Genomic DNA, 14,728 nt, shown 5'->3' with positions numbered 1-14,728 from the left:
AAATGGCCAAGAACCCAGTAATCCTTGATAACGATACTTCGATGCCAATTGAACGGCTGGAAGCGCTGGCGACTCAAGTACAGCTGATTTTTCCAGATTCGGCTGATGAAGCGATGGAAGAAGTTGTGCGCCTGGAGGAGAAAAAGCAGCTGGCGTCGCTGAAGCAAGGTCTGCTGTTGCTGCAGGTTAAAAGCCAATGTTCACATGGTGAGTTTAAGCAAAAGCTTATTGATGGTTGTTTCCCATACGAAACAGCAAAGCAGTGTATTTCAATAGCCAAAATGTTTATCGAACTGCCTGAAGCAAAAAGGTCCGCGCGGACCCTTTTGAGCATGAACCATGCCCAACTGCGTGAAATGGCAAGGCTACCAATTCAAGTCTTAGACAAGCTGGATGACGAAACTTTAGAAGGTTTATCCGAGCTTAGCAGCCGCGAACTCGCCAAAGAAGTAAAACGCCTGCGGTTGGAAAAAGCCGAAGTCGAGGACAAAGCGGCGGCGGCCATTAACGAGCTGAACCTTCTGCAACTTAAAACCCGCCAAACCGAGCGGATGGGCTGGCCTGAGCTGGTCTGCCAAATCCGTGAGAATTGCCTGGGTAAAAGCTCGGTGGCTGATGTTGCCGCTAATGAGTCTGCTGCCGAAGTGAATGCTTTATTAAACGCCCGCCATTTATCCCCGGATGAACGCCTGGCCGCAGCAAGGGCGGTTTGGCATGCCTGGTCTGGGGTTTGTGCCGGGATTGGCAGCATGTTGTCGATGTTAGAGCGCGAATTTGCCGGTGAACTTGCCGGCAGCGAAAACCTGCCAAGTTACAGCCCGACCGAATGGGAGCATGCCATGGCCAACCGCCAGTACATGCTGTCGATGTATGAATTCCAGAAGGGGGCGAAATAATGCATCCCGCTGTCTATCGTTTTTCACAATTACCTGCCCAGGTTGAAGTGGCAGCCAGCTTTACCAAAGCATCCGATACGGCCAAGCGTACTGCCCAGGCGCGTTATTGCCTGGTCAGCGAAATCCAGCGCAAGGGCGGCAAAATTGATGTGGCTCTTACCCAACTGCAGCAAGAGCTGCAAACCGGTGCCGCCAGCCCGCTGGTGAAAACTGCGCTGTTGCAGCTGAAGAAATTCCCAAGCCGCGCCACCTTGTATAACTGGATGACGCAGTATAAAACTCTTGGCATGGATGGCTTGGTGCCGGGCCATCAGGGCAAAGCCCGCAAGGACTATGGCTGGGAAGCCAAGTGCCTGGAGATTTTTCACAGCCCCAACAAACCCAGCCTTGAAATGGTGGCCGACCATTTGCAGCGGCTTGGTTTTCAGAGTGCCACTGCGAGCCGGCTGCGCTCATTTATCAATGCCATGCCGCATGAATTAGGCCCGGACAGCATTTATCGGGTTGGCGCTAAGCTTTACCGCGAACGGCATAAAGACCACCGTATCCGCCACACCGACACCATTCCGGCCGGTTTTTTATATAACGCCGACGGCCATACGTTGGATGTGTACCTGGCGCACCCGAATACCGGTAAACCCTGGCGCGCTGAACTCACTGCCTTTATGGATGTGAGAAGCCGCGTCATTGTCGGCTGGGAAATTTCCGAATCCGAAAGCGCTATCAGCACACTGACTGCACTTAGCCGCGCTATGGCCACCCACGACCATGTGCCCGCCATGCTGTATCTGGATAACGGCTCTGGCTACAAGTCAGCCATGATGAATGACGATACGGCTGGCTTTTATGCTCAGTTTAATATCGAACCGATTTTTGCCATCCCAGGCAACGCCCGCGCCAAGTGGATTGAACGGTTTTTCTTAACCTTGGAAGACCGCCTCGGCAAAACATTTACCAGCTACTGCGGCCGCGACCATGACGAACGCCATAAAGCCGAAGTGCTTCGCCGCGTCAAAGCCGGTGAGATTGACCTGCCAAGCCTGGACGAATGGATTGCCGCTTTTAAAGACTTTTTAGACTGGTATCACCACGAACCACACCCGGAAGTTGCGGGCAAAACCCGCTGGGATGTCTGGCAGGAATTAGAGCGGGTGCCGGTTGGCATGGCGGATTATCAAATCCGGCCGCGCGCCAAAGTCAACGTGCTGCGGGGCAGGGTACGCCTGCACAAACGCGACTATGCCGCTGATTATCTGCATCAGTTTAACGGTCAGGAATTACTGGCTGAATACGACCTGCACGATGACAGCCAGGTGGCGTTATTACAGCTGGACGGCAGTTTCCTGATGTTGGCGCAGCTCAAAACCAAAGTGGCGGCGCTACCAAGCAGCCGCATCGAAGAAGCCACCCAAAACCGCCTGGTCGGTCAGGAAAAACGCTTGCAACGCAAGGTACTGGAAGTGCGCCATCGTGCGGCCCTCACCAGCACCATTGACCTGCAGCAACTGACTGAATTAAGCGCCGACTTACCGGCAATGAATAACGTGATCCCACTGCAATTACCAGTGCAACAAGAGAACTCCCCGCTGATGGCTGACTTGGTGCAGTTCCAGTCCAGCCCTTCTGAAAACCTGTTAACCCAGTTACTGGAGCAAAGATGAAAATGGAAGATATGAAGGCTTTTTACCCACGGCTTGAACAGCCTTTTCAATACACGCAAAAGCATCTGCGGATGATTGAAAAGCTGAACCTGGCGATTAAACAACGCGAATTAACGCCGGAAGATTACAGCACCAAGTTTGGCGCTGAGATGGTGAAAACGGTGCTGGACCAGCAGTGTTGTTATGATCCAAGCGATGTCCTGGACGCGCTGTGGCAGGTGATTTTCGTTCAGGAAACGCTCACCGACGTCGGTGATTTTGATGGCCAATACAGCCCGAAATACTCGGCTGAAGATATCGAACTGTCGCGCCAAATCCTGAAAAGACTGGATGATCATGAGCTGCGCGTCAGTGGCGTCACCGCCGCCGCTGTGGCGAAAAAACTCGGCAAAACACCGGGTTGGTTCAGCCAGATTGTGAACGGTAAATATACCGCAGATCCATCCAAGCACCTGCGCAGCATTTGGGCCGCCATTGAGCCTGCGCATATTGCGGAGCAGACCGCGCCAACAGCTGAGATGGACGCTGAAGCCAACAAAGCGAAACTGGCGCAAATCAATCTGCGTTATGGCGATGTGCCTTTTGTCAAAACCAGCATGTCTGAACTGATTGAATACACCTGCGCCCACGCCAAACGTGCCCGCCGCTTTTCAGTGTTTGCCGGTGCGCCAGGGCTGGGTAAAACCTACGGCCTGGAGGAATACATCCGGCAAAACCCACAAACCCTGCTGGTTGTGGGCCATGAGCAAATGACCGCCAACATTCTGCTGGCTGCACTGGCGTCAAAGTTGGGGCTACCCAAAATGCCAGTCTCCAGCCGCCTGTTGGATGGGATCATCCGAACCCTGCATATGGCCGACCGGATCATCATTTTGGACGAGGCCGATAAGTGCAAACCGAACGCACTGGATCCACTTCGCACCATCAGCGACCGCGCCCATGTCGGTGTGGTGCTGATTGGCAATACCAAACTGACTGACCGGCTGCAGTCAGAAGACCGCTACGAACTCATCGCCAGCCGCGTCTGTTTCTGGCCAATGCCCAAAGGCCAGCTTGATAGCGACGATATTAAACAATTGTTTCTGAGCTTAACCCAGCAAGCACTGCCGCTGGCTGACCAAGACGCCACCTGGTGGGCATGGCTGCATCAGCGTGTGGAAGGCAACGCCCGTCTGCTGTGTGAAAACCTGCTGCCACACCTGGTAAGCGTGTGCAGCCGGGATCCCAGCAAGAAGGTCGACCGCATGCTGGTGAACTCCATTTTTAAGCAAGTGCTGAACAAGCCTGCACTTTAAACGCTTTTTAACTTCCATTTAAACAAGGAAAACACGATGACCATTGAGCAATACATCAACCCGCAACAGCCGCCGGAAGGCTATATGCAAGACCCAACCGGCAACCTTATTCGCCGTGAAAACGTCAGTGCCGACAAACTTGAAGCCGATGAGATTGTGCGTAAATACATCCCGCGCGCAGTGGACATTCACCGGCAGCTGGTGACGTTAAAAACCGAACTGACCAATGATATCCCGGCCTTTATCGCCAAGCTCGCCCGCGACCATGGCGTGAAAAAGATGGGCCGCATCAAGGGCAATATTGAGATGAATAGCTTTGACGGCACCCTGAAGTTAAAGCGCTCGATGCAGGACAAAATTCAGGTCAACGCCAATATCGAAGCGGCGCGTCAGCTCTTTATGCAATACCACTCAGCGGTGACGGTGGGCGCAGATGAAGCCACCAAAAAGCTGATTGGCCGCGCCTTTGGCTCAGGTAAAGAAAACAGCATTAGCGTGAGCCGCTTAATCGACATCAAGAACATCGACATCGACCATCCGCTGTGGCGTCAAGCCGTGGAAGCACTGGAAAGCGCGCTGGAAGTCCATGATACCGCCAGTTACTACCTGTTTTATTACCGGGGCGAAAACGGCGAATACCGGCCCATCACGCTCCAGTTCTCGGCGGTTGAACTGGATCCGTTTCTGTTTGGAGCGCAGTAGCCATGGCAGCCATCACCTCTGAACAAATCCAAATTGAACTGGCTGCAGCGCAACGCCTGAAAGCCACATACGGCACAAACGCGCCAGATATGACGTTTGAAGACGGTGTGGCCGCCGCACTGAAATGGGTCCTGGGCGAAGGTGCTGAGCCACTGACGTCGCCCTATGTGGGGCGGCAATGAGTGACTTTGACGAATATTTCAAAGCTGCAGCGCTGGCCGACCCATTGCTGCACAGCGTGGTCGCCATGCAAAGCCATGCCAAGGCACTGGCGGAAATGTACAAGATGGAGTGGCAGCCGTTGCTGCCAGGGTATGACGAATTGCTGGCCGGTGTAGCCCAAACCTATCAGCTCAATGTCGAGGAATTTGTGGATTTTGTAGAAACAGAGCAGCCCGATTTTGAAGTGCTGAAGGCGTACGTTTCGATTGCAAAAGAAACGAATTAAAAACCAGTTTTTTTAAGAAAGAAGTTAACAACTTAAATCACCAAAAAAGGAAAAGACCATGAACAAACAACAATTAATCGCCGCCGTCACTGAAAAAATGACCATCAGTCATGACCGCGCAGTCAGCAAAGCAGACGTGACAGCACTGCTGGATAGCCTGACCACAGTGGTCACGGATGCCATTGCTCGCGGTGATGAACCTGCACTGGTTGGGCTTGGCAAGTTCAAGCTGCAGGCCAAAGCCGCTCGGGTAGGCCGTAATCCGAAGACCGGTGAAAGCCTGACAATTGCCGCCAAAAACGCTGTGAAGTTTTCGCCTGCCAAGCAGTTGCTGGATCAACTCAACTCGTAAAGCGCGAAACGCAGCCGGTTCGCCGGTTGCGTCTGCCAGGCGTCGTGGCCTGGTACTGATGAGCAGCGAAGGAGATTGAAATTGTCAGAACGTATTTTGCAAAAAATTAAAAAACTGATCGCCCTGAGTGAAAGCAAAAACCCGAACGAGGCTGCAACTGCCTTACGGATGGCACAGAAGCTTATGGCCGAGCATAACCTGACCATGACCGACGTACAGTTGCAGTCGATGGCATCAGAGATTATTCGCGATATCAATACAAGCGAAAAGCCGCCACGTTGGTCGGTGTCTTTGAATGCGTTAGTGAACAGCACCTTCGGTGTCCGCTCTATTCGGATCCATAACTTTTTAGGCAAGTTTATCGAGTTTGTAGGGCCAACAGATCGGGTGCAGATTGCCGCATATTGCTACTCGGTATTAGGCAAATTACTCCAAAAAGCGCGCCGGGATTATCAGGCCAGTCTGAATAAACGATTGAAACGCGCGACCAAAGTCAATCGTGCCGATTTGTATTGCGAAGGTTGGGTTTGTGGCGCAGCCAGCAACTTAAGTAGCTGGCGTGTCAGCGACGATGAAGAAAAGCTGATCCAGAGCTACAAGAATAACAAACACGGCGAATTAAAGACCCTGCAGGGCCGCGACAGCAAAGATGTAAAGCGCGACCAGGACGCCCGCTGGGACGGACTCAAAGATGGCCGCCAGGTGAAAATTAATCAGGGGCTGGATGGCAATCACAGTGACCGGATTGGCCACTTTTGAGGGATGCGTCATGGACCTTTGGGAATGGATTTTCATGTGGCTGGTGTTCGCTGTCGTGGCCATCAAGTTGGTTGTCAGTGGCAACCGGGATCAAGCAGACATAAGGGATAACGAAGATGCTGAATAACGTATTACAAGACATCAAATCAAAACACAAACTGCGCGCCATTCTGGCCAATCAGCACCAGTCATATCGGCTGGACAATGGCGCTGTGCTGGTCGCGGGTACGCCTGAACATCAGGGCTTTATCGAAGGGCTGAAGCTGGCTGCGCAGATTGTTGGGGACGGGCCGCAACCAGGGGAGTCCCGGCAATGAAAGAGATGCAACGCCTGATCCGCCTGTTGCATGTGGCGAAAACTCAGCTGCAGATGGATGATGCCTGTTACCGCGCTAATCTGGCGGCTGTCAGTGACGGTAAAACCAGCAGTAAAGACTTGACACTGCCACAGCTGGAAGCCGCCCTGGCGCGCTTCCATCAGCTGGGGTTTAAAGCCTGGGTGAAGCCAGCGCCGGTGAAGCGCATCAGTCCATCCACCAAAGCGCAGCCGGATGCGCGCAGTGTGATCCGAGCCTTGTGGCTGTTTATGGCTGAACAGCGTTTTATCCGCGATAGCAGCGAAACTGCGCTGAATAGCTATATCAAACGGATGACAGCGCAAAAGAACGGTGGTGAAGGCATTGCGGAATGCACCTGGCTGCGGGATGACGATGCGGCTTATGTGATTAACACGCTGAAGCTGTGGGCCAAACGCGAAATGATCAAAGCGCTTGGCAAAGCCGGGGACACCCTGCGCCACCAGAGCTATCACCAGGTGCGCAAAACCTACCTGCAACAACAGGAGGTTGCCGTTGGAGTTTGACTTAAAAGCACTGCCGTATGGGGTGCGGAAGATTGTCGAAGTGCTGGGCGTTGAGCAGGCCATCAACGTGCTGCAGGAGTACCAGGGACAGCTGTTTTTTATCCCTGAGTATCCCAAACCGCAGCATGTGGTGGTGCAGGTATTCGGCCAGGCGCTGGCCGATTACTGGGCGGATTTAATGCCAAAACAGCACTACCAGGTGCCAATGGTCGACAAGGTACTGATGCAGATCCGTAACCAGCGAATCTGCCAGGAGCTGGACAACAAAACCAGCACCATCCAGCAACTGGTGCGCCGGTACCATATCACCCGGCAGCAGATCACAAACATTTACCGCGAACACGATGCGAATAAAAAACAGCTTGGCTTACTGTTTGAGTAAGCCAGGCCATTCCAGCCCCAGTAGTGCAAATGATTTTACAACGTCCATTCTCTTAACCAACTGATCTAATGGTGTCGCCACTTTACCAAGGACGCGCGACATGATCACAAACCCAATTGAGTGCCCACTGGCACCCTCGTTTTTCTGGCATGAGTTAATGCCAGAAAGCTATTACAGAAAGTTTGAAAAAACGCCGGAGAAATTCTTAAACCTGTTCGACGACCGGGCACTGAAAACCCTGCAGGCGTTACGGGATGAGTTTGGTCCAGCCACAGTCAACAATTGGGCGGCCGGTGGGTCCAACCAATATCGCGGCTGGCGTCCGTTTAACTGTGTGGTCGGGGCTATTCACAGCCAGCATAAATTCGGCCGCGCCTTTGACGTGAATTTTAAGCACGTCACGGCTGAGCAAGCTCGCAAGTTTATCCTGGCCAACCCGCATCGGTTCCCTCATTTAACCCGCATTGAACGTGATGTGACTTGGCTGCACTTTGATGTGGCTACCACCAATTCTGCTGAAGTGAAGGTGATCGCGCCATGACACCAGAACAGGAGCATAAATTATTTCATAGCGTGGGTTCTATTGAGGCCACCCAGCAGGCAATTCTGGAAGCGCTACGCTCGCAGCAAGTGGCTATCCGTGAATCTGCCGCCACAGTCAACGACCGCTTAGACAGGCTTGAAAACGATATCGACCGGCGTTTTGTGGAAATTAATAACCGCGTCAGTGCCACTGAGTCTGCACAGCAACATCATGCCAATGAGCTTTCAAACTTAAAGGTCAAAGTCGCAGTTTATGGCGGTGCCGCTGGTGTCATTACCATGCTGGTCGCGGAACTGGTTAAAGGGGCAATGAAGTAATGGCCCACGGCACCGATAAAAAGCACCAGGTGCGCGATAGTTACGTCAACGGCTTGCTGTCACTAACTGCTGCGGCCGCGTGCGTGGATGTGGCTGAAGGCACGGTCCGGCGCTGGAAAGCCGAAGCGGCGAAGCAGGGCGATGATTGGGATCTGGCCCGCACTGCCGCCAGGCGCGCCAAAGGCCCGGTTGGGGAATTTACCACTGATTTTGTGGAAGAGTTCAGCCTGCAAGTGGCTGCTACTTTTGAGCTGTTAAAGTCCAAAGGCGATGATTTACCGCTGGATCAACGCACCAAAATCCTGTCCTCCCTGACCGACATGATGAGCAAAGTCATGAAGGTCTCCGGCGGCAACGCCAATATCGCCCGCAGAACAGTCGCGGCCGAAGTCATCAAGAAACTGGCTGAATTTGTCAGCACGCGCTTTCCTGATTTTGCGCCGCAGTTTGTGGTGATCTTGCAAGCCTTCGCGCCTGTGATTGACCGTGAGATGTCCGAGCATGGCTGATTTAACCAGCAAGGAATTTCTGGACGAACTGGAGCGCGCGGCTGCGCTGCTGCGCCGTGATATTGAAGCCAAAGCCCGGCAGATGGACCCATCGCCAGCGGCCATTACTGCGCGCCGTAAGCGCGTGCTTGGAGGCGATTTTGAGTATTTTGTCTACACGTATTTTCCGCATCATATGTGGCTTGAGCCTGGCGCTCAGCCGTCCGATTTTCAGCAGCAATTTATGCAGTGGGTGCCAAAAGCCCTGGCGCTGGCTACCGGCTGGAAGCACTGGTATGTGGCCCCACGCGGTGAAGCCAAATCCACGCTGGCTTGTAAGATTTTGCCGTTATTTTTGGCGGCTCAGGGCTTATTGCAGCTGGAATCGGTGCGGATGGAAACTGGACTGCCAGAGCCGTCTTTGTTCCTTGATTATGTCATTTTATTCGGTGCTGAAGCCCGTATGCCCGCTAAAACGCTGGAGGTGGTTAAAACAGAACTTCTGAACAATAACAACCTGGCGCTGGACTTCCCGGAGCTATGTAAACCCAGTGCCCACTGGAAGATTGGCGAATTTACGACGGCTCAAGGGGTACGGTTTGAAAGCCGAGGGGCTGATCAGGCGGTGCGCGGTGCTTTCCATGGAGCCAGCCGTCCAAAGGTACTGTTATCAGACGATATTATTACTGACGCCGAAGCCAAATCACCGACCGAACGCGAATCCCGCTGGCGCTTTCTGGAAGCCTCGGTGCAATACCTGGGGCCACCAGATGGCAGCGTTAAATTCTTAGGTGTCAACACGGTTTTAAACAACGACGACCCGATTAGCCGGGCCGAACATGCGCCTGGCCATATCGTGCATAAATTCAAAGCCATCAAGACATTCCCGCGCGATATGGACCGCTGGAGTGAATGCCGCGAGCTGATGATTTATGCCGACAAAGAAGCAGAAAAAGCCGCAGCTTCGCGCGGTGATGCGTTGGCCAAAGAGGCGCGGCCATCCTTTAAATTCTGGCTTAAACATCAAAAAGCGATGTCTGCCGGTGCTGAAACCAGCTGGCCCAGTGTCCGCAGTTTATATGACCTGATGGCCATGTGGGCCAGCAACCCGCGCGAGTTTAACCGCGAGATGCAGGGCATTGCCAAGGGCGATGATGAGCAGATTTTTTATCGCTATGAAATTTGGGTCAATCGCTTAGCCGACTGGTTGCCGTATGGGGCTTGTGACCCATCGATGGGCAAAACCACTACTGCTGATCCCAGTGCAATAGTCGCTGGCTTCTGGTCGCGTGAGCTGAAAAAACTGCATATCGAATACGAAAGCCGCAAGGTGCGCGGGGCCAGTTTATTACTCAAAGACATTATCAAGGTGCAGAAAGAATTCGGCTGCCTGGTGTGGGGGTTCGAGAACAATAACGCCTTTGACTATATGCGCAGCGACTTTAAAAAGCGCGGCCTGGACGAAAGCGTTGCGCTGCCTTTGCGCGGGGTTACATCCATCATCAGCCAGGAAGAACGGATCGCAGCATTAGAGCCATTCGTGACCGATTCACCGGCCCAAATCGCCATTCACGAGAAATGCACCTTGCTCAAAGGTGAGCTGGAAGACTGGCCACAAAAACAACCCGGTCATCACTTCGACTTGCTGTGTGCTGCGTCAATCCTTTGGATGATCGCCAGCACTGGCATGGGCGGCATGCCCCGCATTGGTTCGAAGCGTGTTACTAATCAAATCAAAGGCTACCGAGTATGAGCACCCGCCAATTTAATAACTTAAAAGTGCTATTCAGCCGCGCCGCAACCGATCCCCAGAGCTGGGCGCTGCTACGCGAATTGCCGAACCCGGATCCCATTCTTAGAAAGGCCGGTAAAACCGCCGAGATTTATCACTCTATCAGCCGCGACGCCCATGTGATTGGTGAGTTGCGCACGATGCGGGCTGGCTTATTAGCTTTTCAAACCGAACTGGTACCAGGTGGCGAAGATCAGGCATCGCAAGACAGCTATTTGATGGCTAAAAAGCTATTTAACAGGCCGCCGAGCATCAATTTGCGCTGGGCTGATTTGGACTGGCATTTATACAGTGCCATCCTGCATGGCTTCTCAGTGCTGCACCTCGGCCCTTATGAAAAATCTGATGATCAGCGCTGGCTACCCAGCACCATTGAAGCCTGGGAGAACCGTCGCTTTTCATTTAACCCGGATCACCAGTTACTGCTGAAAACCAAGCTGCAACCGCAAGGCGTTGACGTCGATAGCCGCCGCTTTTTCTGCGTCAGGCACATGCCAGCGCCTGATAACGCCTATGGCATTGCACTTTTATCCTCCTGCTTTTGGCCCTGGACTTTTAAGCATGGCGGTTTTCAGTTTTTTGTGCAGTTGTGTGAGCGCTTTGGCGTGCCATTCCCGATTGGTAAATATCCACAGGGCGCAGAAAGCAAGGATATCGACGATTTGCTGGATGGTCTGTCGAAGCTGGTAACGGATGGCATTGCGGCCATTCCAGACGATACCAGTGTCGAGATTTTAGAGCGTAAAGGCGGCGGCGAACCTGTGCAAGCCCAGCTGATTGACCTCTGCAACCGTGAGATGTCCAAGGCGCTGACCAGCCAAACGCTGGCCACTGAACAGAATGGCCAGGGTGCACGTGCAGCCAGTGAAACCCACGCCAAACGCGCTGGCGAAAACCAACGCGCAGACCGCGCGCTGGTATCGGATGGACGCAATCAAATCCTGCAAATTCTGCATGAAATCAACTTTAACGGCGGCGAGCCGCCGGTGTTTATGTTCAAGGACAAGCGCGATGTCAATCTGGAAGCGGTCAACCGGGTGCGCGAAACCGGCCGTCTGGTGCCGGTCAGTAAAAAATGGGCCTACAACGAGCTGGGTGTGCCCGAGCCAAAAGACAATGAAGAAGTGCTGGAGATCACCGAGGAAAGCTCCGGTATTGCCACACCCGCCAAAGCGGACTTTGCAGCGCCGGACGTTAGCCAGCCTGAGCCTTTTAATGGTTTTGATAAAGCGACCGACGCGGACATCACGGCGATTTTCCAGTTTGCCAAAAACGCAAACGACCTACAGGACTTAAAGCAACGCATCGAACAAGCCATGCCTGGGATTACCGCAAGTTCAATGGCCGAAGTCACACGCCAAATGCTGACGCTGGAATTTTTACAAGGCATGAGCGATGCCGACACAGACCCACTTTAAACCCTTTAAATAACCTTTAAACAAAGCGAGGAAATGATATGGAACCTTTAACAATTGCCCTGGCGCTGGCCAGATTAACCGGAATTGACGCTAAATTAGGGCGCTGGATTGGCGGTGATAATGGTGCTGCTATTGCGGAAAAAGTAACGGCAACCGCCCAGGCGATTACAGGCGCATCAACGCCTGAAGCCGCCTTGCAAAAGCTCAATAACGACAAGCAGTTGCAGATTGAATTTAGCCGCGCGGTGATGGCTAATGAAACTGAACTCGAGCGAATGGCCTACCAGGACAAAGCTGACGCCAGGGCGCTGCAACGCGCGGCGCTGGAGCAAAACGACACCTTTTCCAAGCGTTTTATTTACTACCTGACCATCTTCTGGAGCTGCTTTGCGGCCGGATATGTGACGCTGATCACCTTTACCACCATCCCGGAAACCAGTATCCGCTTTGCCGATACGATTTTGGGTTTTGTGCTCGGCACCATTATCGCCAGCATCATCGCTTTTTTCTTTGGCAGCAGCCATGGCAATGAAAAGCGCGGGGATTTGCAGTCGGTTGAACGGCTGCAGCAAGACATGCTGCGGATGATGAAAACGCTGAAATAACGGCGTAAAGGAAGAAAAAAGAGAAGCGGAGTTACGCAAGCGCGAACTTGTTTAACTCCATTAACACACAAGTCTAGCCTTGTGAGCCAACCATGGCTTCTCTACCGCTCGCGAACGGTGCGAGAAGCCTACAAAAAATTTTAAATCAAATCAATGATAAGGCTCATAAAAATGAAACCAGTAGTACCTTGGATGGGTGGAAAACGCCGTCTTGCAAAACACCTGTTACCGCTGTTCCCGGCGCATCAGACCTATGTTGAACCCTTCGCCGGTGGCGCGGCACTGTTCTTTATGAAACAGCCCGCCAAAGTGGAGATCATCAACGATGTGAATGGTGAGCTGGTGAATCTGTACCGGGTGATCAAGAACCATCTGGAGGAGTTTATCCGCCATTTTAAATGGTGTTTAGTGAGTCGCGAGGAATACTTAACGCAAAAAGTCATCAACCCGGACACCCTGACCGATATCCAACGCGCGGCCCGTTTTTACTACCTGCAAAAGCTTTCGTTTGGCGGAAAAGTCTCAGGCCAAACCTTTGGAACTGCCGCCAGTGCGCCGCCAAAGCTGAATTTACTGCGGATTGAAGATGATTTAAGCCAGGCGCACTTAAGGCTGTCCAGAACCCTGATTGAACACCTGGACTGGCAAGAATGTATGCGGCGCTATGACCGGGATTACACCTTGTTTTACCTGGATCCGCCTTATTTCCAGACCACCGGTTATGGCGTTGATTTTGGGCTGGATCAGTACCAAAAAATGGCAGAAATCGCCAAAAACGCCAAAGGAAAAGTGATTATCAGCGTCAATGACGTGCCGATGATGCGCAAAGTCTTCGCCGGTTTAACCATGGAAACCGTTGATATCACTTATACCGTCGGCGGTAGCGGAAAATCGGATCCAACGAAGGAGCTGATCATCAAAAACTGGTAAAAGCGAGCAGGGCACGGACGCCCTTTTTTTGCTTATTAAACGCTATTTAAAGTTATTAAAGTCCATTTAAAACCCAGTTTAAACAGGTTTAAACATGCCAAAAGCCCAATACAGCAGCACTATTATTCCTTTTGAGGAAGCAATCGCTTACCACCTGCAGAAATTACAGCTGCCCAGCGAAACCTGGCGGGATTTACAAGGTTCCATTCATGCCAGGGCTTTTACTGTGGCTGGTGCGACTAATCTGGCGCTGCTGAATGATTTGCACCAGGCTGTCACTGCAGCTATTAGTAACGGCGATACGCTGCAGGACTTTCGGAAGAAGTTTGATACTGCAGTGGCCAAGTATGGCTGGTCTTATAAAGGCAAGCGTGGCTGGCGAACAAACGTGATTTACCAAAACAACAAAAACACGGCCAATGCGGCAGGGCGCTGGACTCAACAGCAAAGAGTGAAGGGCACACGACCCTATCTTTTATATAGCACTGCAGCCGATACCCGTGTTCGACCAGATCACCAGCGCTGGCACTACTATTTATTACCTGTGGATCATCCATTTTGGCTAACCCATTATCCGCCCAATGGCTGGAACTGCCGCTGCAAAGTTATTTCGTTATCTGAGCGAGACCTTAAACGGCAGAATTTAAAACTCACAGAACCCGGCAATGTAGATTTGCGCAAAATAAGCCAGACCGATACAGTCACTGGCGAAGTGATTGAAAAATTCCCTGGTGTGGATCTTGGCTGGGATTATAATCCGGGTATGGCTTGGGTTGCGCCAGATATTGCACTTGGCCGTGAGCTGGTAAAGCTGCCACCAGTAGTGAGAAAAACCAGTATCTCGGCGGTGAATACCAAACTGCAGGAACAAGTGCCGAGCTATCGCGCTTGGTTGGCCGATATGTCAGCACAAACACCAGAGTATGCAGCCAGGAGCAGATTTGTAGCTGGCCATATTCCGCCGGAAGCAATCTCTGCTTTATATAAGGCAAATATTGCGGTGCCGAATTCAGTTGTGTTGGTGTCTGGTGCTATAGCTGCGCAATTAAGTGCAACGATGCCAAACGCGATGCAGGATTTAATGGCGTTGCTGGCCAATGCAGATCAGGCGCAATACGATAGCGGCGCTGGCGTGTTAACTGTGCAAAGTGGCGAACGGAAATTGCGGTTGGTGTGGATAGCTGGTTTGCTGCAATTGCTTGGATTGCTTTAATCAGGCTTTAAATGGCGTTTAAAGAAAATTTAAAGCCAGTTAAAATGAACAGAGGCTCTCATTA

The 14,728-nt window shown here is 52.2% G+C and carries 20 protein-coding genes and 1 other RNA gene; 20 read left to right on the top strand and 1 reads right to left on the bottom strand.

All coding sequences use genetic code 11. The annotated features are described in order from the left end of the window. Positions 1 to 2 precede the first annotated feature (2 nt). The 15 genes from AC53GJ_RS11405 to AC53GJ_RS11335 all read left to right on the top strand — a co-directional run bounded on the left by AC53GJ_RS11405 (position 3) and on the right by AC53GJ_RS11335 (position 8,727). Complete coding sequence (locus tag AC53GJ_RS11405; protein ID WP_496727828.1) at positions 3 to 896, top strand: hypothetical protein; 894 nt, start codon at positions 3 to 5, stop codon at positions 894 to 896. Further along, positions 896 to 2,557, top strand: a complete 1,662-nt coding sequence (locus AC53GJ_RS11400; protein ID WP_496727827.1) for a transposase — start codon at positions 896 to 898, stop codon at positions 2,555 to 2,557. Before AC53GJ_RS11405 ends, AC53GJ_RS11400 begins: the two co-directional genes overlap by 1 nt. Then, the gene (locus tag AC53GJ_RS11395) at positions 2,554 to 3,852 is read left to right on the top strand and encodes an AAA family ATPase (RefSeq protein ID WP_496727826.1); all 1,299 of its coding nucleotides are present in this window, start codon (positions 2,554 to 2,556) and stop codon (positions 3,850 to 3,852) included. The genes AC53GJ_RS11400 and AC53GJ_RS11395 overlap by 4 nt, the downstream gene beginning before the upstream one ends. A gap of 36 nt (positions 3,853 to 3,888) precedes the next feature. Then, entirely contained in the window at positions 3,889 to 4,554 is a 666-nt protein-coding gene (locus AC53GJ_RS11390) for a DUF3164 family protein (RefSeq protein ID WP_496727825.1), read from the top strand. A 2-nt stretch (positions 4,555 to 4,556) separates the two neighbouring features. After that, the gene (locus tag AC53GJ_RS11385) at positions 4,557 to 4,736 is read left to right on the top strand and encodes a hypothetical protein (RefSeq protein WP_496727824.1); all 180 of its coding nucleotides are present in this window, start codon (positions 4,557 to 4,559) and stop codon (positions 4,734 to 4,736) included. Beyond that, positions 4,733 to 5,002: a hypothetical protein gene (locus tag AC53GJ_RS11380; RefSeq protein WP_496727823.1), complete on the top strand. Its 270-nt coding sequence runs from the start codon at positions 4,733 to 4,735 to the stop codon at positions 5,000 to 5,002. Before AC53GJ_RS11385 ends, AC53GJ_RS11380 begins: the two co-directional genes overlap by 4 nt. A gap of 58 nt (positions 5,003 to 5,060) precedes the next feature. After that, positions 5,061 to 5,354, top strand: a complete 294-nt coding sequence (locus AC53GJ_RS11375; protein WP_496727822.1) for an HU family DNA-binding protein — start codon at positions 5,061 to 5,063, stop codon at positions 5,352 to 5,354. Position 5,355: 1 nt separating this feature from the next. Then, positions 5,356 to 5,426: hammerhead ribozyme type II (locus AC53GJ_RS11370), an RNA gene on the top strand. 9 nt (positions 5,427 to 5,435) lie between these two features. Further along, entirely contained in the window at positions 5,436 to 6,113 is a 678-nt protein-coding gene (locus AC53GJ_RS11365) for a DUF2786 domain-containing protein (RefSeq protein WP_496727821.1), read from the top strand. A gap of 116 nt (positions 6,114 to 6,229) precedes the next feature. Next, positions 6,230 to 6,430, top strand: coding sequence for a hypothetical protein (locus AC53GJ_RS11360; RefSeq protein ID WP_496727820.1), 201 nt, complete (start codon positions 6,230 to 6,232; stop codon positions 6,428 to 6,430). Further along, complete coding sequence (locus tag AC53GJ_RS11355; RefSeq protein WP_496727819.1) at positions 6,427 to 6,975, top strand: gp16 family protein; 549 nt, start codon at positions 6,427 to 6,429, stop codon at positions 6,973 to 6,975. The genes AC53GJ_RS11360 and AC53GJ_RS11355 overlap by 4 nt, the downstream gene beginning before the upstream one ends. Further along, complete coding sequence (locus tag AC53GJ_RS11350) at positions 6,965 to 7,357, top strand: Mor transcription activator family protein (protein ID WP_496727818.1); 393 nt, start codon at positions 6,965 to 6,967, stop codon at positions 7,355 to 7,357. Before AC53GJ_RS11355 ends, AC53GJ_RS11350 begins: the two co-directional genes overlap by 11 nt. 100 nt (positions 7,358 to 7,457) lie before the next feature. Then, positions 7,458 to 7,898, top strand: a complete 441-nt coding sequence (locus AC53GJ_RS11345; RefSeq protein WP_496727817.1) for a hypothetical protein — start codon at positions 7,458 to 7,460, stop codon at positions 7,896 to 7,898. Next, on the top strand, positions 7,895 to 8,218 hold the full coding sequence (locus tag AC53GJ_RS11340) for a hypothetical protein (RefSeq protein ID WP_496727816.1): 324 nt from the start codon (positions 7,895 to 7,897) through the stop codon (positions 8,216 to 8,218). Before AC53GJ_RS11345 ends, AC53GJ_RS11340 begins: the two co-directional genes overlap by 4 nt. Further along, positions 8,218 to 8,727 carry a DUF1804 family protein gene (locus AC53GJ_RS11335; protein WP_496727815.1) on the top strand — a complete coding sequence of 170 codons (510 nt, stop codon included), beginning with the start codon at positions 8,218 to 8,220 and terminating at the stop codon, positions 8,725 to 8,727. The genes AC53GJ_RS11340 and AC53GJ_RS11335 overlap by 1 nt, the downstream gene beginning before the upstream one ends. A gap of 1 nt (position 8,728) precedes the next feature. Here AC53GJ_RS11335 and AC53GJ_RS11330 read toward each other — a convergent pair whose 3' ends face one another. After that, positions 8,729 to 8,998 (bottom strand): hypothetical protein, encoded by a 270-nt coding sequence (locus AC53GJ_RS11330; protein ID WP_496727814.1) that lies wholly within the window; start codon positions 8,996 to 8,998, stop codon positions 8,729 to 8,731. A 102-nt stretch (positions 8,999 to 9,100) separates the two neighbouring features. On the opposite strand from AC53GJ_RS11330, the gene AC53GJ_RS11325 reads away from it, so the two are divergent. The 5 genes from AC53GJ_RS11325 to AC53GJ_RS11305 all read left to right on the top strand — a co-directional run bounded on the left by AC53GJ_RS11325 (position 9,101) and on the right by AC53GJ_RS11305 (position 14,664). After that, on the top strand, positions 9,101 to 10,459 hold the full coding sequence (locus tag AC53GJ_RS11325) for a hypothetical protein (protein ID WP_496727813.1): 1,359 nt from the start codon (positions 9,101 to 9,103) through the stop codon (positions 10,457 to 10,459). Further along, a complete protein-coding gene (locus AC53GJ_RS11320) occupies positions 10,456 to 11,916 on the top strand; it encodes a phage portal protein family protein (RefSeq protein ID WP_496727812.1) in 1,461 nt (486 codons plus the stop codon). Before AC53GJ_RS11325 ends, AC53GJ_RS11320 begins: the two co-directional genes overlap by 4 nt. A gap of 38 nt (positions 11,917 to 11,954) precedes the next feature. Next, a complete protein-coding gene (locus AC53GJ_RS11315; protein ID WP_496727811.1) occupies positions 11,955 to 12,521 on the top strand; it encodes a hypothetical protein in 567 nt (188 codons plus the stop codon). Between the two features lie 171 nt (positions 12,522 to 12,692). Beyond that, entirely contained in the window at positions 12,693 to 13,451 is a 759-nt protein-coding gene (locus AC53GJ_RS11310; RefSeq protein ID WP_496727810.1) for a DNA adenine methylase, read from the top strand. A gap of 94 nt (positions 13,452 to 13,545) precedes the next feature. Continuing rightward, the gene (locus tag AC53GJ_RS11305; RefSeq protein ID WP_496727809.1) at positions 13,546 to 14,664 is read left to right on the top strand and encodes a phage head morphogenesis protein; all 1,119 of its coding nucleotides are present in this window, start codon (positions 13,546 to 13,548) and stop codon (positions 14,662 to 14,664) included. The last annotated feature ends 64 nt before the right edge of the window (positions 14,665 to 14,728 follow it).

The organism is Rheinheimera sp. B2H12 (assembly GCF_059620065.1).
This window is presented reverse-complemented; position numbering and strand designations above follow the sequence as displayed.